25 protein-coding genes and 1 tRNA gene are annotated in these 22,950 nt (G+C 57.6%); 10 read left to right on the forward strand and 16 right to left on the reverse strand.

The window, feature by feature from the left end:
• Positions 1–248: 248 nt before the first annotated feature.
• From HMPREF0308_RS11135 to HMPREF0308_RS11155, 5 genes are all read left to right on the forward strand, one after another.
• Positions 249–1,664, forward strand: coding sequence for a TIGR01777 family oxidoreductase (locus HMPREF0308_RS11135; protein WP_034657523.1), 1,416 nt, complete (start codon positions 249–251; stop codon positions 1,662–1,664).
• 83 nt (positions 1,665–1,747) lie between these two features.
• On the forward strand, positions 1,748–2,251 hold the full coding sequence (locus HMPREF0308_RS11140) for a YbjN domain-containing protein (RefSeq protein ID WP_005531666.1): 504 nt from the start codon (positions 1,748–1,750) through the stop codon (positions 2,249–2,251).
• The gene (locus HMPREF0308_RS11145) at positions 2,244–2,720 is read left to right on the forward strand and encodes a YbjN domain-containing protein (protein WP_005531668.1); all 477 of its coding nucleotides are present in this window, start codon (positions 2,244–2,246) and stop codon (positions 2,718–2,720) included. The genes HMPREF0308_RS11140 and HMPREF0308_RS11145 overlap by 8 nt, the downstream gene beginning before the upstream one ends.
• Before the next feature lie 108 nt (positions 2,721–2,828).
• Complete coding sequence (locus tag HMPREF0308_RS11150) at positions 2,829–3,509, forward strand: hypothetical protein (protein ID WP_050765444.1); 681 nt, start codon at positions 2,829–2,831, stop codon at positions 3,507–3,509.
• Complete coding sequence (locus HMPREF0308_RS11155) at positions 3,509–4,015, forward strand: hypothetical protein (RefSeq protein ID WP_005531672.1); 507 nt, start codon at positions 3,509–3,511, stop codon at positions 4,013–4,015. Before HMPREF0308_RS11150 ends, HMPREF0308_RS11155 begins: the two co-directional genes overlap by 1 nt.
• 91 nt (positions 4,016–4,106) lie before the next feature.
• Here HMPREF0308_RS11155 and HMPREF0308_RS11160 read toward each other — a convergent pair whose 3' ends face one another.
• From HMPREF0308_RS11160 to HMPREF0308_RS11195, 8 genes are all read right to left on the reverse strand, one after another.
• Entirely contained in the window at positions 4,107–4,847 is a 741-nt protein-coding gene (locus HMPREF0308_RS11160; RefSeq protein WP_034657546.1) for a sulfite exporter TauE/SafE family protein, read from the reverse strand.
• Positions 4,847–5,323 carry a pantetheine-phosphate adenylyltransferase gene (gene coaD / locus HMPREF0308_RS11165; protein WP_005531676.1) on the reverse strand — a complete coding sequence of 159 codons (477 nt, stop codon included), beginning with the start codon at positions 5,321–5,323 and terminating at the stop codon, positions 4,847–4,849. The genes HMPREF0308_RS11160 and coaD overlap by 1 nt, the downstream gene beginning before the upstream one ends.
• 3 nt (positions 5,324–5,326) lie before the next feature.
• Entirely contained in the window at positions 5,327–5,929 is a 603-nt protein-coding gene (rsmD, locus tag HMPREF0308_RS11170; protein ID WP_005531678.1) for a 16S rRNA (guanine(966)-N(2))-methyltransferase RsmD, read from the reverse strand.
• The gene (locus tag HMPREF0308_RS11175; protein WP_005531680.1) at positions 5,926–6,141 is read right to left on the reverse strand and encodes an acyl-CoA carboxylase biotin carboxyl carrier protein subunit; all 216 of its coding nucleotides are present in this window, start codon (positions 6,139–6,141) and stop codon (positions 5,926–5,928) included. Before HMPREF0308_RS11175 ends, rsmD begins: the two co-directional genes overlap by 4 nt.
• Positions 6,142–6,204: 63 nt before the next feature.
• Entirely contained in the window at positions 6,205–8,319 is a 2,115-nt protein-coding gene (locus tag HMPREF0308_RS11180) for an ATP-dependent DNA helicase RecG (protein ID WP_005531682.1), read from the reverse strand.
• 2 nt (positions 8,320–8,321) lie between these two features.
• Positions 8,322–9,668, reverse strand: a complete 1,347-nt coding sequence (locus HMPREF0308_RS11185; protein WP_034657524.1) for a DAK2 domain-containing protein — start codon at positions 9,666–9,668, stop codon at positions 8,322–8,324.
• A 10-nt stretch (positions 9,669–9,678) separates the two neighbouring features.
• A complete protein-coding gene (locus tag HMPREF0308_RS11190) occupies positions 9,679–10,290 on the reverse strand; it encodes a uracil-DNA glycosylase (protein WP_005531685.1) in 612 nt (203 codons plus the stop codon).
• A 103-nt stretch (positions 10,291–10,393) separates the two neighbouring features.
• A complete protein-coding gene (locus tag HMPREF0308_RS11195; RefSeq protein WP_005531687.1) occupies positions 10,394–11,365 on the reverse strand; it encodes a thiamine-phosphate kinase in 972 nt (323 codons plus the stop codon).
• Positions 11,366–11,409: 44 nt separating this feature from the next.
• On the opposite strand from HMPREF0308_RS11195, the gene HMPREF0308_RS11200 reads away from it, so the two are divergent.
• The gene (locus tag HMPREF0308_RS11200; RefSeq protein WP_005531689.1) at positions 11,410–12,312 is read left to right on the forward strand and encodes a DUF3515 domain-containing protein; all 903 of its coding nucleotides are present in this window, start codon (positions 11,410–11,412) and stop codon (positions 12,310–12,312) included.
• A 19-nt stretch (positions 12,313–12,331) separates the two neighbouring features.
• Here the strand turns inward: HMPREF0308_RS11200 and HMPREF0308_RS11205 are convergent, their stop codons facing one another.
• Together HMPREF0308_RS11205 and HMPREF0308_RS11210 are read right to left on the reverse strand one after the other, a co-directional pair.
• Positions 12,332–13,396 (reverse strand): D-alanine--D-alanine ligase family protein, encoded by a 1,065-nt coding sequence (locus HMPREF0308_RS11205; RefSeq protein WP_034657526.1) that lies wholly within the window; start codon positions 13,394–13,396, stop codon positions 12,332–12,334.
• A 23-nt stretch (positions 13,397–13,419) separates the two neighbouring features.
• A complete protein-coding gene (locus HMPREF0308_RS11210) occupies positions 13,420–14,418 on the reverse strand; it encodes an NAD(P)H-dependent glycerol-3-phosphate dehydrogenase (protein WP_005531693.1) in 999 nt (332 codons plus the stop codon).
• A 208-nt stretch (positions 14,419–14,626) separates the two neighbouring features.
• Here HMPREF0308_RS11210 and HMPREF0308_RS11215 point away from each other — a divergent pair, with 208 nt between their 5' ends.
• Positions 14,627–15,625, forward strand: coding sequence for an NUDIX hydrolase (locus HMPREF0308_RS11215; RefSeq protein WP_005531694.1), 999 nt, complete (start codon positions 14,627–14,629; stop codon positions 15,623–15,625).
• Between the two features lie 126 nt (positions 15,626–15,751).
• Here the strand turns inward: HMPREF0308_RS11215 and HMPREF0308_RS11220 are convergent, their stop codons facing one another.
• The 3 genes from HMPREF0308_RS11220 to leuC form a co-directional block, all read right to left on the reverse strand.
• Positions 15,752–16,759, reverse strand: a complete 1,008-nt coding sequence (locus HMPREF0308_RS11220; protein ID WP_005531695.1) for a hypothetical protein — start codon at positions 16,757–16,759, stop codon at positions 15,752–15,754.
• Positions 16,760–16,936: 177 nt separating this feature from the next.
• Positions 16,937–17,521: a 3-isopropylmalate dehydratase small subunit gene (gene leuD / locus HMPREF0308_RS11225; RefSeq protein WP_005531696.1), complete on the reverse strand. Its 585-nt coding sequence runs from the start codon at positions 17,519–17,521 to the stop codon at positions 16,937–16,939.
• Positions 17,522–17,568: 47 nt separating this feature from the next.
• Positions 17,569–18,987 carry a 3-isopropylmalate dehydratase large subunit gene (gene leuC / locus HMPREF0308_RS11230; protein WP_005531697.1) on the reverse strand — a complete coding sequence of 473 codons (1,419 nt, stop codon included), beginning with the start codon at positions 18,985–18,987 and terminating at the stop codon, positions 17,569–17,571.
• 50 nt (positions 18,988–19,037) lie between these two features.
• Between leuC and HMPREF0308_RS11235 the strand changes: the two genes are divergently transcribed.
• Positions 19,038–19,721 carry an IclR family transcriptional regulator gene (locus HMPREF0308_RS11235; RefSeq protein ID WP_005531698.1) on the forward strand — a complete coding sequence of 228 codons (684 nt, stop codon included), beginning with the start codon at positions 19,038–19,040 and terminating at the stop codon, positions 19,719–19,721.
• 61 nt (positions 19,722–19,782) lie between these two features.
• On the opposite strand, the gene HMPREF0308_RS11240 is transcribed toward HMPREF0308_RS11235, so the two are convergent.
• Together HMPREF0308_RS11240 and HMPREF0308_RS11245 are read right to left on the reverse strand one after the other, a co-directional pair.
• Positions 19,783–20,373, reverse strand: a complete 591-nt coding sequence (locus HMPREF0308_RS11240) for an HD domain-containing protein (RefSeq protein ID WP_005531699.1) — start codon at positions 20,371–20,373, stop codon at positions 19,783–19,785.
• 48 nt (positions 20,374–20,421) lie between these two features.
• Positions 20,422–21,228: a chymotrypsin family serine protease gene (locus tag HMPREF0308_RS11245; RefSeq protein WP_155115467.1), complete on the reverse strand. Its 807-nt coding sequence runs from the start codon at positions 21,226–21,228 to the stop codon at positions 20,422–20,424.
• 274 nt (positions 21,229–21,502) lie between these two features.
• Between HMPREF0308_RS11245 and HMPREF0308_RS14250 the strand changes: the two genes are divergently transcribed.
• Both HMPREF0308_RS14250 and HMPREF0308_RS13040 read left to right on the forward strand, forming a co-directional pair.
• Entirely contained in the window at positions 21,503–21,796 is a 294-nt protein-coding gene (locus HMPREF0308_RS14250) for a hypothetical protein (protein ID WP_005531701.1), read from the forward strand.
• Positions 21,797–21,901: 105 nt separating this feature from the next.
• Positions 21,902–22,534: a hypothetical protein gene (locus HMPREF0308_RS13040; RefSeq protein WP_005531702.1), complete on the forward strand. Its 633-nt coding sequence runs from the start codon at positions 21,902–21,904 to the stop codon at positions 22,532–22,534.
• Between the two features lie 106 nt (positions 22,535–22,640).
• Here HMPREF0308_RS13040 and HMPREF0308_RS11260 read toward each other — a convergent pair.
• A tRNA-Glu gene (locus HMPREF0308_RS11260) sits at positions 22,641–22,713 on the reverse strand.
• Positions 22,714–22,950: the final 237 nt, after the last annotated feature.

The following is a 22,950-nucleotide window of genomic DNA, read 5'->3' on the forward strand; positions in this document are numbered from 1 at the left end:
ATCGAGGGAAATCTGCCGCGGGATTGCGCAACAAACTCCACCTCGAATGGTATTGGATGTCTATGCTTAAAAGACAGCAATTACTTTAGCACTTCGGTGCCTAACTTGTGTGCACTTGCGCACGGTGAAACCACACAGCAGCACTCCGCGCTGCTAGCGTCGTGCATAGCTATCAAGAATTAGTTCGTTTGGTGCTGTTAAGGCGTTAATAAGGTAACCAAACAGATGAGAAGGAAGGCACAGGCCTAGTGAGTTTTTCGGCACAGCACGTGGTACCTGCCCCACGTGAGCAAGTATGGCAATGGCACGCCCGCCGAGGAGCCCTAGCGCGTCTTACTCCTCCATTCGTTTTCATGACGCCGCTCCAACAAGCCGAGTCCTTGGCAGACGGTACATCGATTCTCGGCCTGCCAGGCGGACTTAAATGGATCGCGCGGCATGACCTTTCGCGCTTCCAAACCGGAGTAAGTTTCACCGACGTCTGCCTGACCGCGCCAATGCGCTCCCTGGCTACATGGCGCCATGATCACCTTTTCAAAGACGAAAAGCAGGAAGGCGCCGAGGTCCCGTACACGCGGATCACGGATAACGTCGATACCCGCATTCCAGCCCACGCGATGAACTCCCTGTTCGCTTACCGCCAGCAGCAGCTCATCAAGGATTTTGAATTCCTTACGCAGCTCAAGGAGCTGGGACCGCATGCGCTACCCCCTGCAGTCGCTGAGCAACAAGCCGTCCGTCCGCTCGTCTTCGCTATTACCGGTTCCCGTGGCGGGGTGGGCCGTGCGTTGACTGCCCAGCTCACCACCGCTGGGCACCAGGTCATCCAACTTGTACGCGCCAACCCGAAGCCGGGCCAGCGTTTGTGGCGGCCACATCTGCCTTCACCTGAGCTCTTAGAAGGCGTAGATGTACTCATTCATCTCGCTGGCGAGCCGATCTTTGGGCGATTCAACAGCGCCCACAAGGCAGAGATTCGGGACTCCCGCGTGGGACCGACGCGCCTCCTGGCGCAGGTTGCAGCTCATACCTCAGGATTGAGCACCATGGTGTGCGCGTCTGCTATTGGTTTTTATGGATCTGACCGTGGCGATGAAGAGCTGACCGAAGCCGCACCGCGCGGCGAGGGATTCCTCGCCGATGTCGTAGAGGCCTGGGAAGATGCTTGTGCTCCTGCCCGGAACGCGGGAAAGCGGGTAGTAAATGTGCGCACCGGCATCGCTCTCTCTGGCAACACCGGCCTGCTCCCAATTCTGCGCGCCCTTTTCTCCACAGGACTCGGTGGCTCTTTCGGAAAAGGCGAATTTTGGTATAGCTGGATTGCACTCGATGATCTCACCGACATCTATTTCCGCGCCGCGGTAGATCCCCAACTTAACGGCGCTATCAACGCAGTCTCCCCCACCCCAATCCTTAACAAGGAGTTTGTGAGCGCATTGGGCGAGGAACTCAAACGGCCTGCTGTAGTGCCGATCCCCACGATCGGGCCGGCACTGCTTTTGGGCAAAGAAGGCGCGCGTGAGTTGGCCTTGGCCAACCAAAGGGTACTTCCCACAAAGCTTCAGCAGGTGCGTCATTCCTTCCGCTATGAAAGTGTCGATGCGGCCCTTGCACACGAGCTGGGCGGCGAAGAGCTGTGGGGGTCTAAGTCGCAGCGCGGGTGAGTAAACACATCACCTATCACTCCGGTACCCTTGGGTGAGTCGTCCAATTTGTTCACTAAGTACCAACGTGAGGATTGTAATCAGTGACTGATCAGCCCAACGGTCAACCCACCATCGTGCCAGACACCCCAATTGAGGCAGTGACTCTTGAGCGGGTGGCTGAAATCTTCGATTCAGAGAATCTGGAGTACCGCATCGAAGAGCAACCAGTATCTGAGGACCAGACGGTCCAGCTGCTGCGTACTGGTTTCTCGAATACCGCCATCGCATTGCAACTGCGCGGAAATACGCTCACTGCTGATTCTGTGTGGCGCGGTACTGTTCCTGCTTCTGAGGGGCCAAACCTCCTGATGCTGATCAACCAGTGGAATCAGACTCACTTTGCACCCACTTTCCGTTTCTTCGAAGGCCCGGAAAACACCCTGGCTGTTTCCGGTGTTCGAGAACTAGACATCACGCACGGCGCGTCGCGTAACCAGCTCGGTGCCTTCGTGATGTCCACTTTGGACGCCATCTTGCAGTCCTTCGCGTGGATGGAAGAACAGTACCCGCAGCTCGTAACCTGGGAGGAGCACCAGAATGACTAATCAAGCCGCCGCTCAGCCGCAGGTCGATCTAGACCGCGTTATTGAAGCCATGAAGACCTTCGACATTGAACTAACTGCAGTCGAAGGCCGCGATGACGCGGCTACCGCTAACCTAAACGGCCTACCATGCCTTTTTGCAGTCCTAGACTCAGTGACCATCGTCCGCTGCGATGTTCCTACCGATGCTTCTTATGCAAAAGCCGACGCCGGTCTTTTCTTGGCTGCTAATCAAATCAACTCCGTCGCGTTAGGTGCACGCGCAGTCATCACCGAGCACGAAGGACTCCTCGTGGTCCGGACCGAGCGGGATATTGCTTGCGCCGCTGGAATGTCCGATGAGCAACTCGCTGCTTCGTTGAAAGTAGCTGTTGACGGCGTTATTGGCGCCCAGGACGCCATGGTGGCTTCCGCAGAAGAGATGGCGAAGTTGGGGTCCGAGACAGCGGCGAAGGCCGGCGAGGATTCCTAGCCTCTACAACGCAGCTTAAGCGCCCCAAGCCTAAGTTCTCACCGTTTTCCGAGGGAGGCCAATGCGCCTCCCTCCTTTTATCCTCCATTGATAAAGAAGGCATCTTTCGTGGCTATCACGTCCACTTCCAACCAATCTCCCGCATCCCCAGACCTGCATCAAATTAAGCCGGTCAATATCCACCGTCTCGCAGAGCTCTTTGAATTGCTTGAAGCAGACTATGTCTTGGTAGACAAGGTCATCGAGTCCGGCAGCGACGGCGACCTTGATGACACCGCCGAGAAGCACGCTGAAAAGAACACTCAAAAGAACACTGAAAAGAACACTGAGAGCAGCACAGGCCCCTCGCTTGGCGACGCCCTTGTACTGCAAACCGGTCTTCCCCACATCACGATCCATTTTGATCTAGAGGACGATGTGCTTAGTGCCTTTGCGGTGTGGGAAGGCAGAATTCCAGCCCGCGCTGAGGCGAAAGTAGGAGCATTCGTCTCCCACTTCAACTGGAACATGGCCGCCCCGACGCTAAGCTATGACTTCCGGGTCAAAGGCAATGCCGCCCCCACAGATAAGGAACCCACGGAAGAGATTGCCATCTGCGCCAACCGCGCCATGGGCGTCGGCGAAGGTCTCACCCGCAACCAGCTCGGCAGCTTCGTGCTGAGCGCCTTGGATAGCTTCGGCTCCGCGTTCGAAACTGTGGCTCAGGAGTTTCCACAGTCTGTGAAGTGGCAGGAGAAAGAAAATGTGCACCAGTCCCCTGCTGCGCGCAAGAAAGGTCAAGGCCGCTAATGTCGAACAATAACGTTGACCCATTTCAACTCTTCGGTGAGCTGTCGTTTCCCGCTGTGACCGTTCAGCGCACCGCCAAGCAATTGGGCACCCCTGAACTCAACATGGACCCGGTTGAGAATCCTGACTTTCCGGATTCACTTAGCGGCAAGCTCAACAATCTTGACTGGGTGATTTCGGTTGCGGAGGATCTGGTCAAGCTGGAGTGCATCTTGCCCACCACGCTGTCCTACGAGGATGTCGCCCAAGTCCTGCAAGTGATCACGAACGAACACAACGCATCAGCTTTTGATGGCCGCGCGCTGCTCGGTCAAACCGAAGAAGGCATGATTGAGCTGCGTGGCGACGCCAGCTTTGTCACCACCGCCGGCATGAATGATGATCAGCTCTTTCACGCGCTGAATCTCGCCATCATCGCAGCTCAGGATGCCCTCTTTAGTTCCCTGGACCGCTTCAACGCCTTCGCGCTGGCCGTCAAAGAGGCCGATGAGCAAGGGGTCAACTAGCCCACTGGCTCTGTCGCCTCTTCGGCGTCGCGAATGCGCGGCCTTTCGGCCTCTGGGTCGAAGCCATGATCGAAGGGGCCACGAGTCGATTTCAAAGACTCAGCAAGCCGCGCACCAACGCACTGAACGCGCCCAATGACGCCACGCTCAAAGACAGCATGCGCGCCTTTTCGCGCGGGACGTGGCGAGCGATGCGCTTGCCCACCGTAATGCCGATGAACATGCCCAGCACGCCAGCTGGCCAAATGAGCCACGTGACATCGGAGAATCCCCCGGCACCAACAAGCAACTTCGTCGTCACGGAGAATAGCCCGCCGACGAAGAAGCACGGCTGCAACGTCGCGGCGTAGACGGCTTGCGGCCAGCGAGCAGCCTGCGCATAAACCGTGATCACTGGACCAGCCACGCCCGCTAGTGTGTTGGTAAAGCCACCGATAACGCCGGCAGACAGGGCCGGACCAATTCCGTTCATCTCCGGCACGAATTTCTTACCAAAAGTCACTACGCCCAGTGCCACGAGCAAAGCCGTACCGACCAAGACGAGCAGCACCGCCGAGTCAATGTTTGCGACCAGCAATGCCGCTGGTATTGCGCCCAGAACCATCACCGGTGCGATACTCAGGAACTTCTTCCAGTCTACGTTCGCGCGCATCGAATACGTGGTGAGCAGCGCATTGACCACCGCCAAAACGTTGATCACCATGATTCCTTGGACTGGTCCCAACAGCAGAGTTAGGATCGGTCCACCAACAAGCCCCAGACCCATGCCTGAGACGCGCTGGAGGCACGACCCAAGCGCTACCGTCGCCAGGATCGCTAATGGAATCCACATCATTGTGCGTACTTCTCCACCACGGCTCGTCCTACGTGTTCAGGGAACATACCCGTCACGTCACCGCCAAACTTCGCCACCTGTTTGCACAACGAGGAGCTGATGTAACCGTACTTCTCGTCGGTTAGCAGAAAAATCGTATCGATCCCAGAAAGCCGGCGGTTCATCTGCGCCATCGGCAGCTCGTACTCGTAGTCGAGCGAGGAACGCAGGCCCTTAACCAAGGTGTCGATGCCATGCGCAGTGGTGTAGTCCACCAGCAGCCCCGACCACCAGTCGACCTTGATGTGGGAATCGAAGGTCTCGCGGATGAAATCCACGCGTTCCTCAACGCTAAACAGGCCTGAAGGCTTGTCCGGATTGGCGGTCACCAGAACCGTCACCTCATCGAACATCGCAGACGCACGGTTGATGATGTCTACGTGGCCCAAGGTGATCGGGTCGAATGAACCCGGGCATACCGCTTTAGTGGTCAACTTCTATTCCTCTTCCTCGCTGGCATTGCCGTTCGGCTCAGTCTCGAGTGCTCGATGATAAATAGCCATGTCAAAGCGGGCGATGCCAAACGTACGCTTTTTCAGTTTCTGTCCGGTCGGCTCAAAGCCCTTCGGCCAAACGGGTTCGGGGCTATCAACGTGACGCTCGATGACCACTATCGCGGCGTCGTCAAGCACTGGCTCAATCGCCGCAAGCAAGCCATCGACGTCGTCAAAAGCGTACGGAGGATCCGCGAGCACCATGTCAAAGTATTTGCGCGGAGCGGATGCCAGGTACGTCGAGGCTTTCATCGCGCGGACAGTCACCCGCGGGTGCTTGACGACGCCCATGTTGTGCTGGATGACCTTTACGGCCGCCGGACTCGATTCAACGAGCACGACCTCCTCTGCCCCACGGCTCGCGGCTTCCAAGCCCAGTGCACCCGAGCCTGCAAACAGATCTAGAACGCGACTATCGGCAAAACCCCACCGCACGTTGAGCGAAGAAAACAGTCCTTCGCGTGCACGGTCGGAGGTCGGTCGAGTACCGGACTCGGGCACCTTTATGCTGCGCCCACGCGCCTCGCCTGCAATGATTCTGGTCATCGTTCCTCCCCAATATTTGCGAGCACATCCCCGCCATAAACACTGGCATAGTCTTCCTGGGACAACTCGGCGACGATACCTGGCCCCGGCACCACAACAGGCGCTTCGAGCTTGGTCGCCTCCACCGTCGCTATCACTTGTCCTGCCGCGACGTGCTCGCCCACGCGTACGTGATAGCGCACGGTGCCGGCGAAGGGGGCGCAAATAATCATGGATTCTAGGTTAGCGCCTAAAGCGGGGCATCATTCAACCGGCTGCACTATCCGCCGGGAAAACTAATTCTTCTCCAAATATTCCTGCTCACTTTGGCTCAGATTTTTAGTGAGCTCATGCGCCAGTTGCGGATTGCGCTGCACTAAAGCGAAAGCATCGTCATGTGTGCGCTCGACGATGTCCCTATCCTGAGCCAAGTCCAATAGCTTAAGGGAACGTTGCGTGCCCGACTGCACTGTGCCCAAGATGTCACCCTCGTGGCGTTGCTTTAAGTCCAACTCAGCGAGCTCGAAGCCGGAGGTGGTGTCCGCGATCTGCATGATGCGTTTAAAGGTCGGAGTGTTTTCCGCAGCCGTGGTGTGAAATAAACAAATGGAGGCGTTGCCTCCCCGACCCACACGTCCGCGCAGCTGGTGGAGCTGGGATACACCAAAGTGCTCTGACTCGCGGATGAGCATCACCGTGGCATTGGGTACGTCCACGCCCACCTCAATCACAGTCGTGGAAACCAGCACATCAGTCTCGCCTCGGCTGAAGCGATTCATGACTTCTTCCTTGTCGGCCATCCTGCCGTGCAGTATGTCCACGGTGAGCCTCTGCAGCGGCCCACTTTCCAGTTGTTCTGCTACCTCGAGAACCCCACCCTCGCCTTCGATACGGGGGCACACGATATAGGCCTGATGGCCGGCCGCAACCTCCTCGCGGATGCGAGCCAAGGCGCGCTGCACCCAGGCGGGGGCCCATTCGGGAACCACATTCGATTGAATAGGTTTGCGCCCACCCGGCAGCTCCTTGAGCGTAGAGACCGCAAGATCGCCGAACACGGTCATGGCAATCGTGCGCGGAATCGGCGTCGCCGTCATCACCAATAGGTGTGGGCTAATTCCCTCCCTGGTTTTATTGCGCAGGCTGTCGCGCTGCTCGACTCCGAAGCGGTGTTGCTCGTCGACCACCACAAGGCCTAAGTCAAAGAACTCGACGGTGTCCTGGATTATCGCGTGTGTGCCGATAACGATGTCGGCCTCACCCGAGACAATGTCCAATAACGCTTGGCGCTTTTGTGCTGTACGCATAGAACCGGTCAACAAGGTAACGGTTACTCCAGCAGGGACGCTGGCGCTAATCGACGCCGCGTGTTGCGCCGCGAGGACCTCCGTCGGGGCAAGAAGTGCTGCCTGTTTGCCGGCATCGACGGCTTGGAGCATCGCGCAGGTTGCAACCATGGTCTTGCCCGAGCCGACCTCGCCTTGTAGCAGGCGCATCATTGGCAGCGTGCCGGAGAGATCCGCGTCGATCTCGCCGATGACCTGGCGTTGGCCTGCTGTGAGCTCGAAAGGCAGGTTAGCCAGCAACTCGTCACGATATCCCTCCAGAATGGCGGGCATGGCCACCGCAGTGCGCGCCTGGCTATCGCGCTGCCGCAGTGCCATAACAATACCGATGGACAGCGCCTCGTTGTACTTCAGCCGCTGGATAGCGCGTTCAGGGCCAGCGGCCGTGGGCTGATGAATCTCGCGCACAGCCTGATCCAGGCTCACCATCATGCGATAGTCCAATGGTTCAGGAATCGGCGGCGTATTTGCCAAGACCATGTGAATGGCGCCCATGATGTACCACGAGGTGACCTTACCGCTGGCCGGATACACAGGGATCCACTCCTGCTCGAGCAGCTGCTCGAGTTGGCCAAACTGCGAGAGGTTGCGCAGAGAGCCCGTGGCCTTGAGCTTGGGGCCACTTGCTGAATCGTCGACGTCGTAAAGCGCATCGCTCTGCCCGCCGGCATCGATGATGACAAAGTCAGGATGCTGAAGCTGTGGCTGACCGCGGAAGAACTTGAGCTTGCCACTGAGCATCAAGCGCATGCCCTGGCGCAAAACTCGCGTCAGGTAATGGGCGTTGAAAAAGGTGGCGGTGATGCCGTTATCCATCGACAATGTCAGCAGGAAAGCCTTGCCCGTGTTGCGCTGCTGGAGGCGCAATACTTGGCCGGTGACGGTGACGTAGTCGCCCTCATTGGCGCCGCCTAGGCCTACTTCCTTGTTGTGGCGGATGTAGTCGCGCGGATAATGGCTAAGCAGCTGCCCGCAGGTGGTGTACCCAAAGGCCTTTTTGATTTTGGCGGCATCCTTCGCAGGCAAGACATCCTTTAATAGCCGATCATCTTGCCAGCCCAACATGCCTACTCCACCCCAATTTCAGTAGTGATTCCGCCTACGTGAATCGCAACGACTTCTACGTCGAGCTCATCGCTCAACTCAGCGTCGCTGAGCTCAACACCAGACAGGATAGTCACTTGTTCCCCGCCCCCGGCGAGCATCTCCCGGCTCTTGGCGATGATTGCCTCCACTGACTCTTCATCTGGGCTATCTACCCGCATGGAACGCGCGGCGTCGCGCATGACTGACACCATGGAGTCGGTATCCGGGTTATCTGGCTCGTAGACCGAAATCGCAGCGAGTCCGGCCACCAGGGAGGCGGTGGGCACAACGCGGGCATCGCCGGCGTCACCACCGTAGCCGTTGGGCAGATAGATGTCCTGCGCCGCCGAGGTCTCCACGATCTCATCAGGGCGCACAATCCGGGCACCAACGGTCTCGAATAGCGCGGCTACAGGACCAGCTGGCGCAACGGCGAAGATGGTGCGCGTTTCCGCTTCAGCTTCCGCTTGTGCTTGTGCTTCAGGAAGAACCTCGAGGCGCAGGCTGCTTACTGCTCCAGCTGCGAAAGCCATCTCAATGACAGGGCCCGCCTCGCGGGTGTGAATGTGAACGGTGCCAGCGTCTTCGGTTGCGCGCGCTACGACCAAGCTGTTGCCGTGCGGCGCCAAGATCTGCTCGAGCGCAACCAAATCACCTTCGAAGAAGAAGACCACCTCGAGCTCAGCCTCTACCTCTTCAATAGCCTCAGCATCGCGAACGGCACCGCCCTCGATCTCGGCCAAGAGTGTCTCGAGCAGGATGACGAATCCAGTTCCTCCTGCATCGACCACTCCAGCCTCGCGGAGGACCGCCAGCTGGGTGGGTGTTTTCTCTAGCGCTTCGCGCGCAGCGGTGATGGTATCAACCAAGATTTCATGGAGCTGAACACCAGGGCGCTGGGCGGATTCCTCCGCTGCAGCTGCTGCTGCACGAAGCACCGAGATGACCGTTCCTTCGACTGGGCGCGCAATCGCTCTCTCAACGAGTCGAACTGCCAGGCTCAACGCCTCTGCCAGCGTTTGGCCGTCCACCCGGGAGTCCACGGTTGAGTCGGCAACGCCACGGAGCACCTGCGAGAGCACCATGCCGGAGTTGCCGCGTGCACCACGCACCGAGCCGATAGCCAAAGCCTCGGCTACGTCGCCGCCCTTTTCCACCTCTGCGAGGGCGGCCTCCATGGTGTGCGCCATGTTTGAGCCGGTATCGGAGTCCGGGACCGGAAACACGTTGAGCGCATTGATCTCGGCTCTTCGATGGGAAAGCTCGCCGACGGTGCGGATCGCCCAATTGTGGAGACCGCGGGCATCTAACGAACTCGGGAAAGACATGCCGATTAGTTTACAAGTGCCAGTCGACACTCCGCGCGCCTTGGTCACTTAAATACGCATTGGTGCGGGAAAAGGGCCTAGAGCCAAAGAATCCTCGACGCGCAGAAAGCGGCGACGGGTGCGGCGACTCGATTCGCGGAACGTCGGGTAAAAATGCGCCGCACGCCTGGGCATCCTTACCCCATAAGATCGCCACCATTGGCTGTTTATTCAGGGCTTTAATCGCAGCCTCCGTGATGTGCTGCCACCCCAAATTCCGGTGCGAACCAGCATCACCTGGCGCAACGGTGAGAACGCGGTTGAGCATCAGAACCCCTTGCTCCTGCCACGCGCTCAGGTCCCCATCGGCCTTAGGCGCGATGCCCAGATCGGCCTCCAACTCGGCAAAAATGTTACGCAGCGAACGAGGCGCGGGAACACCGGGAGCCGTTGAGAATGCCCTCCCCATCGCATGCCCTGGCGTGGGGTAAGGGTCCTGCCCCACGATGAGAACCTTCACCTGCGGCAGCGGCAGGCTAAAAGCAGCAAACACGTAAGGAGGCGCAGGCAAGAACTCCTGGCCAGCCAATGCTTCTTCAATGCCTGGCAGGTAGCGCTCAAGCGCGGGTTCTAAGACGGGCAACCATGACTCATCGATAACCGAGGTATCGAAGAGCTGACTGTGTAATGCTTTAATGTCCTATCCCCTCTCTTCACGCGTGAACGTCTCTTCACGCGTGACCGTGCTAGAGACTTTGCCATCCTGAGGCATAACGAGGCTTATTCCCGTCGATGGTGAGCCCGGTACCACGGTTGACCGTTCCGATAACGCGGAAGCCCGAAGGAGCGTCCTTCTGCGTCGTGGCCACAAGAGTGTGGTCTTCCCCACCGGTCAGGACCCATTCCCACGGGTCTATACCGAGAACTGCTCCGGCCGTCACCAACAAAGAGTCCGGCGCAATAGCGTGGGAGTTCAGGTCAATGTGGACATTCGACTGCTTCGCCATCGTGCCGATATCGGGCACCAAGCCATCCGAGTTATCAGTCATGGCGGTTGCACCGGTTGCCCGCGCAATCACGCCGCGGCCCGGCTTTAGCCAAGGATTGCAGTGGGCGTCGATAAGCGGCCACAGCTCTTCGTGTTCGGGCGGTAAATCTCTGCCAAACTCCTGGAGCAACGCAAGCCCCGCAGCCGAATAGCCAATCTTGCCGTGGCTGACCACCTTTTGACCCGGCCGCGCTCCTGACAAGACCAAGGGCTCTTGACTGCCCCCCAAGGAACCGATTGCAGTCACTGTAATGACTAGTTCCTTGGAACGCGTTAGGTCGCCGCCCACCAGCTCAGCGTTATAAAAAGCACAGCGCAGACCGATTCCCTCGGCTATCCCTCGCACGAAGTTAACTGGAGTATCCGCAGGCGCTGCGATAGCTAGTAGGGCCACCGTGGGGCGCGCACCCATTGCTTCAACATCCGCAAAGTTGCGCAGAATGGCTTTTTGACCAATCTCGTTGGGAGTTGACCAATCGCGCCGGAAATGCCGCCCTTCGACCATCATGTCGGTCGATGCCACGGTCCGGGAATTCGGTGTGGCGGGATACATCACTGCCGCGTCGTCGCCATTGAGGGCACTCGGCGCCGCTGCGATGATCTCACCGATGACATAGTGTTCCCCTGCTTGCCCGAGAGTGTGAGACAAATGCACGATTGCCTTTCTCATGGGGTTTGAGTTTGTACTTCTACGACGCGTTAGGATAAACGCTTATGAGCAACCAATTTAACAGCACCGCCGTTCTCATCTCACTTGGCCTCTCCATAGCGATGGTGTTCGCGGTTATTTTTGGTGCCAAGTTCTACTTTGAGAACACAGCCAAAGCGCCAATTGCGCTTTCCCCTATTCAATCAGAAGACGCAGACTCCCCCGAGTGCCAGGCAGTTGTTGCAGCTGCCCCTGAAGAATTGATGGGCCAGCCCCGGGCTGAAATCGCCGAGCCAGTCCCACCAGGGGCCGTCGCATGGGCCAAACTATCTTCTGAATCGGTGAGCCTGCGCTGCGGAGCAAGTCTGCCCTATCAATACACCACCTACTCCCAAACCGAGGATGTTGATGGCGATCAATGGCTGCAGGTAAAAGACATGACCCCAGGATCGAACCTCACCACGTGGTACAACACTGAACGCACTCCGGTTGTTGCAGTAACCACGTTTAATGACGAACGTCCAGAAGGTCTTGGAGAAGCACTCACAAAGCTTCCTAAAGCCAAGCACGAGCCTCGTCAGGCACCGCTTTCCCAGCTCAAATCCGGACCCGCTGACATGTGCAAAGCCCTAGAAAAAGCACTTCCAGCGGAGGCAGCCGATGAGTACACCCGCCGCACCGATATCAAAGAAAAGAACACCTACGTCTGGAGCGCTAAAGGCCGCGAGGACATTGTGGTGCGGTGTGGCATAGCACCCCCCGAGAACTATGCTGCTGGCGCGCAGCTGCAGCAGGTCAATAACGTCCCCTGGTTTGAGGACACCACCTTGGCTGAGGGCACCACTGGCGGCACTCGATTCGCACTCGGCCGTGCGAATGACTTAGCGCTGTTCGCACCGCAGGATGCCGCTAACTCCGCTCTGGTGCGGCTTAGCGACGCCCTCGTTAAAGCCACCCCAAGCCAGTAGCTGGAGGCTGGGCGCCGCGTTATCCGCGTGCCATCGCGCCTTCGATGAGGGCGTCGAGAAGCGCGGCGTAGTCCACGCCTGTTGCTGCAAGAACCTGTGGGTACATGGAGATCGGCGTGAATCCCGGAAACGTGTTGATCTCGTTAATGTAGAAAGCATCCTTAGTGACGAAGAAGTCAACGCGGCTGAGCCCCTCGCAGCCGAGCGCGCGGAAGGCCGAGACCGCAGTTTCGCGCAAGGTCTGGATCAGATCCGGGTCAAGAGGCGCCGGAATTTGTGCGCTCACTCCTTCATCAATGTACTTAGCATCAAAGTCGTAGAAGCCTTCCTCTGCTTCTTCAATGCCGTTGAGCTGGGCAGGCACAGAGGCGATCACCGAACCATCCGCATATTCGAGCACACCGATTTCCACCTCAGCGCCCACGATTTCCGGCTCTACCAACACTTTGTTGTCGCTTTCGAATGCCACCTCGACGGCGCGCGAGAACTCTGCCCAATCGGTGACCTTGGAAACACCGATCGACGATCCGCCGCGTGCCGGCTTTACGAACACAGGCAGCCCCAGCTGCGCCTTCTCATCAGCGCTCAGCTCGGTGCGGCCTTTGAGAATCACCTCGGGCGCAACTGGCAGTCCCTCGGCAGTGAGCAGCTTCTTGGTGAACTCTTTATCCATGCCAGCGGAGGAGGCAAGGACCCCGGCGCCAACGTAAGGGATGTCGGAAAGCTCGAATAGACCCTGGACGGTTCCATCCTCGCCATAAGGACCATGCAGCACGGGGATAATAACGTCGACTTCCGCGAAGTGGCTGTGCTGGGTCACGTTGTGGAAACGGCCTTTGGTTTCAGGATTGAGGGAGAGCGCCAACTCGTCACCCATAGTGACCTCTGGCAACACGCCGTCAACAATCTCTAGGCCTTCCATGGTGCCTGGCGTCCATTGGCCATCCTTGGTGATGCCAATCGGCACCACCGTGTACTTGGCGGGATCCAGATGCTTCATAATCGCTCCTGCAGAAATGCAGGAAACTGAATGCTCGGAACTACGGCCGCCATAAACTACGGCTACACGGATCTTTTCGCTCATGGAGTCAAACTTTACCCCGCCGGCTACTCCGATTTTTTAGTACGCCCCATCAACGCAACAATCATGTCTTCTACGCTCACTCCGCGGTGGCACACGCCGAACACCGCCTGAGTAATTGGCATCTCCACCCCAACCTGTTGGGCGAGGCGGAAGATAGAATCCGAGGAGATGACGCCCTCTGCGACTTGCCCATTTGTGGCAGCCTTGGCTTCTTCCAGCGTTCCGCCTTGGCCTAGGCGGTAACCGAAGGTGCGGTTGCGAGACAACGTCGAGCTGCAGGTTGCCACCAAGTCGCCCATGCCCGCGAGGCCGGAAAAGGTGAAAGGATCCGCACCAAGCGCCACACCAAGCCGGGTGATCTCTGCCAATCCACGGGTGATAATGGTGGCAAGCGTGTTGTTGCCTAAGCCTCGTCCAGAGGCCATACCGCAGGCCAGGGCGATGACGTTCTTGCAAGCGCCACCGATTTCCGCGCCAATGACGTCCGTATTGGTATACGGACGTAGGTACGGGGCCGCCGCTGCATGCTGCACCAGCTTTGCGCGTTCCTCATCGGTGCACGCGATAACTGTGGCCGCCGGTTGTTCCCCAGCGATCTCCTTGGCCAAGTTTGGACCCGAGAGCACAGCAATACGCGACGCCTCTACTCCGGTTGCGTCTGCAATGACCTCGCTCATGCGCTTGAGCGTCGCAGACTCCACGCCCTTGGAGATCGATACCAGGGTGGAGTCAGCTGGCAGGAGCGGAGTCCACTTCTCTAGGTTGGAGCGCAGCGTCTGGGATGGCACGCCAAAGATCACGATGTCTGCGTTAGCCAGTGCCTCTGTAGCATCCGACGTCGCGTAAAGGCTTTCTGGCAGCGCCAAGCCCGGCAGATAATCGGCGTTGACGTGGGTCTGGTTGATTGCTTGCGCCAGTGCTGGGCGCCGAGCCCACAGACGAACTTCATTGCCTGCGTCAGCAAACACCTTTGCCAAGGTCGTACCCCAAGAACCGGCACCCATCACCGCAACGTTATGCATTGCCCTACCTCTAATCCCAGACTTATTCATGGACTATTTTCTGCACCCAGACTAACGCACGGGAAGCCTGGACTAAGACTGCTTCGGCGCTCGCTACTTCCACATAGGGGTGGACAAACTTCGCCGCGGCGCGTGCGGATGCAAAGCTCGCCCAGAAAGTGGAAAATAGAAGCGTTAATCTGCGCGCCATAATCTTTAAAGGAGCACAATGCCGAAGGCAAAGAACATGCACGAGACTGACAAGGACGTAAAGTCTGAGGTATTCATCTCCGGCCGACACCAGGAAATTCCCACCAACCCAGCCAAGGAATTCAAGCGCACCACCTTGGCAGCTGGCGCTGTGCTGTGGCGCGGAAACCCTCATGACCCAGAGGTAGCCATTATTCACCGCCCCCGTTATGACGACTGGTCCCTGCCCAAGGGCAAGGTCGATCCGGGCGAATCGCTTCCTACTACCGCCGCGCGCGAACTCCGTGAGGAAACCGGTTACGACGCCAAGCTAGGCAAGCTCATCGGCAAGGTGACATACCCAGTGCAGGGGCGCACCAAGGTGGTCTACTACTGGCTCGCCAAGGTACTCAGCGGTGACTTCACAGACAACAGCGAAACCGATGAACTGCGCTGGATGCCCATCGATGAGGCCAGCGAGCTATTGACCTACGCCGTTGATACCGATGTGCTGGAAAAGGCTAAGAAACGCCTCCTCCTGGCCCCCACCACACGCGTGCTCTACGTCCGCCATGCCCACGCGCATGAGCGCCGCAACTGGGCTGGCGACGACAACCTGCGTCCGTTGGACAAGAAGGGGCGTCGCCAAGCAGAAATGCTCGTTCCCATGCTGGCGCCATTCCATCCCACCGCTATTTATTCGGCAGCACCGCAACGCTGCCAACAAACCGCAGCACCCTTGGCGGATGAACTTGGCTTGGACATTGCAATAAACAAGGACTTCGGTGACGAAGTGTGGCTAAGCAATCCCACTGCGGCGAAGGCAGCATTCCAACGCGTTGTCTCACGCGGCGGCATCCCCGTCATTGTCAGCCAGGGCGAAACTATCCCGGGCATCCTCAAGGACCTCGATCCAAAGTTCCTTAAGGTAGATTTTGAAGACCTCAAGTTTAAGAAGGGCTCGGTGTGGGTCCTTTCCTTCAACGAAGGCGAGCTCACCGGCGCTGACTACCTCGCCAGCTCCCTTCCTGTGCGTTAAAAGCAATAGGGACGACCGTAGAAAAATCCCCAGACCTGTCGCTACTTCTAGAGTGCGGCGAAAGGACTGGGGATTAGCTATTTTAGAACAGACTGCAAAGCAGCTTGTGCGCCTTTTGGCCTTAACTTAGGTCCAACGCACAGCGGGCTTACCCGCTGCGTAGCGGTAGAACAGCAGCAGCACCATCGATTGCACGCCGTAGGCAAAACCAAAACCTACGGCCGGAATGTAGAACAAGATGCCGACGAGCAATCCGCAGATCACGATGCACAAAAGGCTCTGGCCAATGTTGTTTTTGGTCAATTCATAAGATGCGCGGAAAGTCTCCCCTATGCTCATCTGTGGGTTATCTGCCTTGATATATGGCACAAAGTAGAGCAAGAACGCTGCAATAATGCCGGGGATAACAAACAAAAGGGAAGCAGCACTAACCACTAGAGCAGCGACCAGTGAATGTCCTGCAACAGCGAATGCATTCTTGGACTTGAAGAAGTCTCCGAAGGTGGCTCGTTGCCCATCAGCTTCCTTGGACGCGGCACACTGGATATTGCCGATCATCCAACAGCTGTAGACCAAGCCAATCACGACTCCCAAGACTATTGACAGCACTGCAGCCGCGCTCATTCCCGTGCTGGCGCTATCGAAAGAGCTGTCGCCATAATAGTCATAGCTACTGCTCGTTGACGCCGATCCTAAGGCGAGTACGCCACCAAAAAGCATAGGGACGAACATGACTACGACGAGAATAATGAAGTGAACGGTAATCGCGCCGGTCCACGGAGCCCAATTGCGGAAGAAGCCCTTGAAACCTTGTCCGATAACGTCCATAGCATCGAACTCGCGTGGCGCGTTCTGATAGGACCCGTTTCCATAGCCCGCATAACCTGCCTGCGACTGCATGTATTGCCCCGGTTGCGGCTGCATCGGCTGCTGCGAATAAGCCCCGTAGGGCTGCTGATTGCTGCCACTAAAAGGCTGCTGGCCGGGGGCGCCGGTATTGCCCTGCGAGAAGGGATTTGCCGGGCCGTTGGGCCCACCGTAAGAGCCACCACCGTAGGCGTCGCCGCCCTGCTGACCATAGTTTGAACCTTGACCGGCACCAAAGTCATTATTATTGCCAAAATTATTACTCATGTAGGCAACAATATTATCGCTGGTAATTCGCTAACAGCCATGCGCGGCACCCGTTACCAATTGTTCACGCAACGGGGGCAAAACATAAGCAGTCCCACTCACCTTCATCTCCGCATGTGTCTGCGGATTAGGGCAAATAGGGCATTTCTAAACGCTGATACGAGCGCTAAAAATGCCTTAAGATACAGCGGGCTTAAAGGCAGCACGCTGTGCCTCGAATGTCTCGATGGCGTCTTCGCTGCGCAGGGTCAACCCAATGTCATCGAGGCCCTCCATCAGGCGCCAACGGGTGTAGTCATCGATATCGAAAGAGTAAGAGTTGCCGCCGACCGTGACAGTGCGAGCCTCGAGGTCCACCGTTACTTCGGTTTCGCCTTGCTCGAGCTGCTTCCAGATAAGCTCGATATCCTCTTGTTCCATAAGTCCAGTTAGCAAACCGGCTTTGCCAGAATTGCCGCGGAAAATATCGGCGAAGCGCGACGAGAATACCGCCTTGAAACCGAACTCGCTCAACGCCCACACCGCATGCTCGCGGGAGGAACCAGTACCAAAGTCGCGGCCGGCGAAGAGCACCGAACCATGGTTGAACGGCTCCTGGTTGAGGACGAAGTTCTCGTCGGAACGCCAGTTAGAAAACAGGCCGTCGGCAAAGCCTGTGCGCTTGACCGACTTCAAGTAGCGCGCCGGGATGATTTGGTCAGTATCGACGTTGGATGCGCGAAGTGGGACACCAACACCGGTATGGGTTACGAACTTTTCCATTGTCGTAGTCTCCTAGTTATCTGCAGATATGGCTATGGGTCGGTGAGTTAAAGGTCAGCCGGGGACGCGAGGTGACCGGTCACGGCAGTTGCTGCGGCAACCGCCGGCGAGACCAAGTGTGTGCGCCCGCCTGGGCCTTGGCGGCCCTCAAAGTTGCGGTTCGAGGTAGATGCCGAGCGCTCCCCAGGCTTGAGCTGATCCGGGTTCATACCCAGGCACATCGAGCAACCTGCGGTGCGCCACTCAGCACCGAAGTCGGTGAAAATCTTGTCCAGGCCTTCTTCTTCTGCCTGGACCTTGACTACAGCAGAGGAAGGAACCACCATCATACGGGTGCTCGGCGCGATGGTACGGCCCTTCACCACCTCCGCAGCGGCACGCAGATCCTCGATACGCGCGTTGGTGCACGAGCCCAGGAACACGGTGTCGATCTTGATGTCACGCAGCGGGGTGCCTGGCTGCAGGTCCATGTAGGCGAGAGCCTTCACAGTAGCGGCCTTCAAGTTCTCATCCCCAAAAGACTCGGGGTCCGGCACGCTCTCGCCCAGCGGGAGGCCTTGGCCTGGGTTGGTGCCCCAGGTGACGAACGGGGTCAGTGCAGAACCGTCAATTTCGACCACGGTGTCGAATTGCGCGCCCTCGTCGGTTGGCAGAGTCTTCCAGTACTCGACCGCTGCATCCCAGTCCTCACCCTTCGGCGCGAATTCACGGCCCTTGACGTACTCAAAGGTGGTCTCATCCGGCGCGACCATGCCAGCACGTGCACCAGCCTCGATGGACATATTGCAAATGGTCATGCGGGCTTCCATAGACATCTTGCGGATAGCCTCGCCGCGGTACTCGATAATGTGGCCCTGGCCGCCACCGGTACCGATCTTCGCGATGATCGCCAGAATCAGATCCTTGGCAGAAACGCCCTCTGCGAGCTCGCCGCTAACTTCGATTGCCATGGTCTTAAAGGGCTTCAGAGACAAGGTCTGGGTAGCCATAACGTGCTCAACCTCGGAGGTACCAATGCCCATCGCGATGGAGCCAAAAGCACCGTGGGTCGAAGTATGAGAGTCGCCACACACGATGGTCATGCCGGGTTGGGTGATACCCAGCTGGGGTCCCACGGTGTGGACAATGCCCTGCTGTGCATCGCCCATGGGGTGAAGACGAACCCCGAACTCTTCACAGTTTTGACGCAGCGTAGAGACCTGGGTGCGGGAAATCTCGTCTTTAATCTCCAAGAGGTTGCCGGTCTTGATACCTACGGTCGGGACATTGTGGTCCTCGGTGGCAAGGTGCAACTCCGGATGGCGCATCTTACGTCCAGCGAGGCGCAGGCCATCAAAGGCCTGTGGGCTGGTAACTTCATGTAAGAGCTGGAAGTCAATATAAATCAGATCAGGAGCGCCATTCTCGCCCTTCTGCACGACGTGGTCGCGCCAAACTTTCTCAGCTAGGGTCAGTTTCTCAGTCATTTCAATCACTCCACTTGAAATCTCATTAGTTGGGACGTAGATTTCACTGTATGGGAGAGTATAGCGCAGTATCCGGAATTAAGGTACTTGACCGCGCCGTCGCCATCATGATGGCCGCAGCCAACCGTCCGTCCACCCTCAACGAACTATGTGAGACCACCGGTCTACCTCGGGCAACAGCCCATCGCCTCGCAACCGCACTGGAAGTTCACAGAATCCTGACCCGCACACCCGACGGCAAGTGGGGCGCGGGCCCTGCACTTCCCGGCAACCGGGATCACATCATCGAAGCAGCCGGTCCGATCATGGAACGCCTGCTCGCTGAGACTGGTGAATCCGTCCAGCTTTATCAGCTCTCGGGCAATTCTCGCACTTGCATTGCTACTCGCGAGCCCGAGTCCGGCTTGCACAACGTGGTACCGGTGGGCCGCCAGCTACCGCTTACTTCCGGTTCAGCCGCCCGCATTTTCGCGGCATTCGACAACATCGACACTACTGGGTCCACCTTTAGCGATGAAGACGTCGCTCTAGCCCGCGAGAATGGCTATTCCGAGTCGATCGAAGAACGCGAGGCGGGTCTTGCCTCGATCTCCGCCCCAGTATTCGACTCAGCCGGCAACCTCGTGGCGGTTATTTCGGTCTCAGGCTCCGCCGAGCGCTTCCGCCCCTCCCCGGCACAGAAGTACGCTCCGCTGCTTGCCGACGCCGCGACACAGCTCACCGCACGCCTCTAAACGGCTCCGCACATTATGCGTTCAGCTCAACACTGAGTTCAGCTCACTACTGAGTTCTAAGCTACAGAGCCCGCAGCTTTTCTAGCTTCTGCCGGTACTCACCGAGCAGCGGCAGTTGCGGGCATCGCTGTTCTACAACGGAAAAGACGGCCCCATACCACCACTGTTGGTCTGATCTACCGCTGTTGAACCGCGCCCACAGCTTATCGCCATAAGCATCATGGTCGGCAAGGATAGAACTGAGGTTGTGAAGCTTATCGCAGGCGCTGACGATGACCGACGCCTCGGAGGCACCCCTCAGGTGAGCCAAGTATGCGTCTGCACGCTCGCGCCACGATTCCAAGGAGTCATCCTTAGTTACTCCCCGGACGATATTCAGTACGTGCGGGCCGAAGTCCTGTTCCATCTGCTGGGCCGAATAGCGCTCAGGGACATCCTCCAACGTGTCGTGGAGCAAACAAGCAATGAGGACGTCTTCACGGATATCGTCCGCCAGCCCCTGCGCTGCAGCGAGGTGCATCACGCCAAATAGGTGCGAAACGTATGGGGTATCGCTCCCCTTGCGATAGTGTCCGTTGTGTGCCCGCGCAGCGACGTCTAGCGCACGCAAAATACGCGGCGTGAGAACTTCAGGCCCAGTGTTTTGCCACATGGTTTCGCCCCTCTCAAGCCACAGTCACTAGTCACTAGTCACTAGTCACTAGATGATAATGCCGTAGTTGTTTGCAATGCCACGGATGGCATCGAATCCAAAGCCTTCACTGCTCGTGGTGGCAAGGCCTTCCACCTGGTCGCCTACCTTGCGTAACTCGACGCCAGGAACCTCGGCGATATTGCGTGGAGTGGCAATATCAGGACGGCGGGCGACAAAGCCCTTATGCGGAAGTGCGGCGAGCTCGTTCGCGTAAGGCATGCGCGCGTAGTTGCTAAAGAAGGCCGTTTGTCCATTACGTGAGACAACGGTGCCACCTTGGTAGATTCCGACAACGCCTGGTTGTCCCGGGACGTACACGCCCGAGCCACTGTCACCATTTACCTTCGGGATGTTGTTGGCATAGTTCATGCCATCGAAGTCACGCGGACCATTAATAGCCTGTGCACAGTCGTTGCCGCTCAGACGCCCATTAATGCAAACCTCAGTACCTGGTGCAGGAACCGGACGAATACCGTCACCTGTCTTTGGGTTGCCCCCACTATACGTTCCAGCCGCAAATTGGATATACGCCAAGTCATGTTCTGCAGCGCCCGATGGCTTAAACCAACGCAACGTTCCTACGTGCTGGCCAAACTGGTTATAAACCTGCTGCCCTGACAGGCCGCAGTGCGCAGCCGTCCAGGCACGGTCACCCTCAACATAGCCCACGGTGCAGCTGGCCCCCTCAGCCGTCATCACAACCTGCCCCTGCGTCACAGATACACCCGGCGCAGCTTGCGCAATTGCCTGACCTCCCGCCACTGCAATGAAGGCCGCAGCAGCTGCGACCAGACCGTTCTTTAAGCCTCGCATCTTCTCCCCTTTCACTTCAGTCACTTCCATAACATAGCGCTTTCACCAATTTTTTCCTATCCCTACACGCTCTGTCTCTTGCTGCCCCCTTCTCGGCTCACCCATTCGAAGTCAGAGAAAGACCAGGAAAAGGCTCAGAGTTTCACCGAGAAAGAGTGAAATTGAAAATATTTTGAAAAAGTTTGCGCGGGTTATTGAAATTGGAATGAAAACATTGTTAAATGAAAACGTACTGAAAACGCGGACAAACCGCATCAACTCGAAGGAGCAATCCATGAGCACCCACACTATCCACGAAGAGCATACCCACGTCCACGGCGCAGGCTGCGGCCACGTAGCTTTCCCTCACAAGGATCACACCGACTACCTCCACGAGGGCCACATCCACCGTGAGCACGAGGGCCACTGGGACGAGTGCGAGACCACCGAGCACCATGAGCACGCTGACCACGATCACCAGCATGGCGAGGGCTGCGGCCACGTTGCCATCCCTCACGGCGATCATGTTGACTACCTGCACGATGGCCACCGCCACGCCGCCCACGAAGGTCACTGGGATGACCACTAATCGGTAGCGAGCTATACCCGTTACCTCAACCGTCACCTCTTTCTTAGAGGTGACGGTTTTAATCTTTTCGAACATACGCCACACGATCCGCGTTAGGCTTAGGGCATGTTTGCTTCACGACGCCTTCCGCTAACGCTGGCCACCATCGCACTCGCCGGCGGCTTTGCTGCGGCCTGCAGCCCCGCCCCGAGCGATCAACCCTCCCCGGCTGAGCCAAGCTTCAACAACAGCTTTGAAGAGTTAAAGGCCCTTCAGCAAACCAACGGCGCTTCTGTCCCCGACGCCCCGCAGCCCACGCTGGACCTTAACGCACCACAAACCGTGGCACAGCAGGCAACCCCACAAGACGGTGGCCAAGAAGCCCCCACTAACCACGTCACCGACCAAGACGCACGCCAGAAGCTCATCGACTCCCTCGGCGTACAGGCGGGAGACGCTTCAGGAACGAAAGTGACGGTTAACGGCACTCCATCCGAGCTGTGCATGATGGGTGACGGTTACCACATCAACTTCCTCATAGCGGGCCCCAACACCAGCTGTGACTTTGCCAAGGAAACCACCAGTGTGCTTATCAATGCCACCCCAAGCCCTGCAGAGGACCTCCGCGGGTATATCCCCGGCTCCTTAAACGTTGCTAGCCCAGTAACCGGCAAGGCTTATCAGATGAGCTGCACCGTGTCCGAAAACTCGCTGATCACTTGCAAGGGCGGCAACAACGCCACGATTTTCATCGTCTAGGGCATTGAGTCAAAAGCGCCAGCGATCGGTACGCACGATTTTTAAACCATAAGCAAAAATCTCGAAACACTAACCACCTGGAAAGTGTTTCGAGATTTTCTATTTGTACCCCGTACGGGATTTGAACCCGTGTTACCGGCGTGAGAGGCCGGCGTCCTAGGCCGCTAGACGAACGGGGCTCGTTTAGCTGTCCGTTGCGGACTTGTTAAGAGTAAACGATGCCTAAACACTTAAACAAATCGCCTGCTAGCAATAGAAAAATCCCGAACCCTTTGGCGCTTTTCTTGCGTGGTTAGCAGCTTGCTTTCTCTTAGGCTGGGCGCGGATCGAATCAGTGGTTATTCCGCTTGCAATCTGTTGATAGACAGAGCCTGGAAATTTAGCGTGCCAACTCGGGTTCGGGATGACGCTTAACG

The sequence above is a fragment of the Corynebacterium striatum ATCC 6940 genome, from assembly GCF_000159135.1.
In the GTDB taxonomy this organism is placed as follows: Bacteria; Actinomycetota; Actinomycetes; order Mycobacteriales; family Mycobacteriaceae; genus Corynebacterium; species Corynebacterium striatum.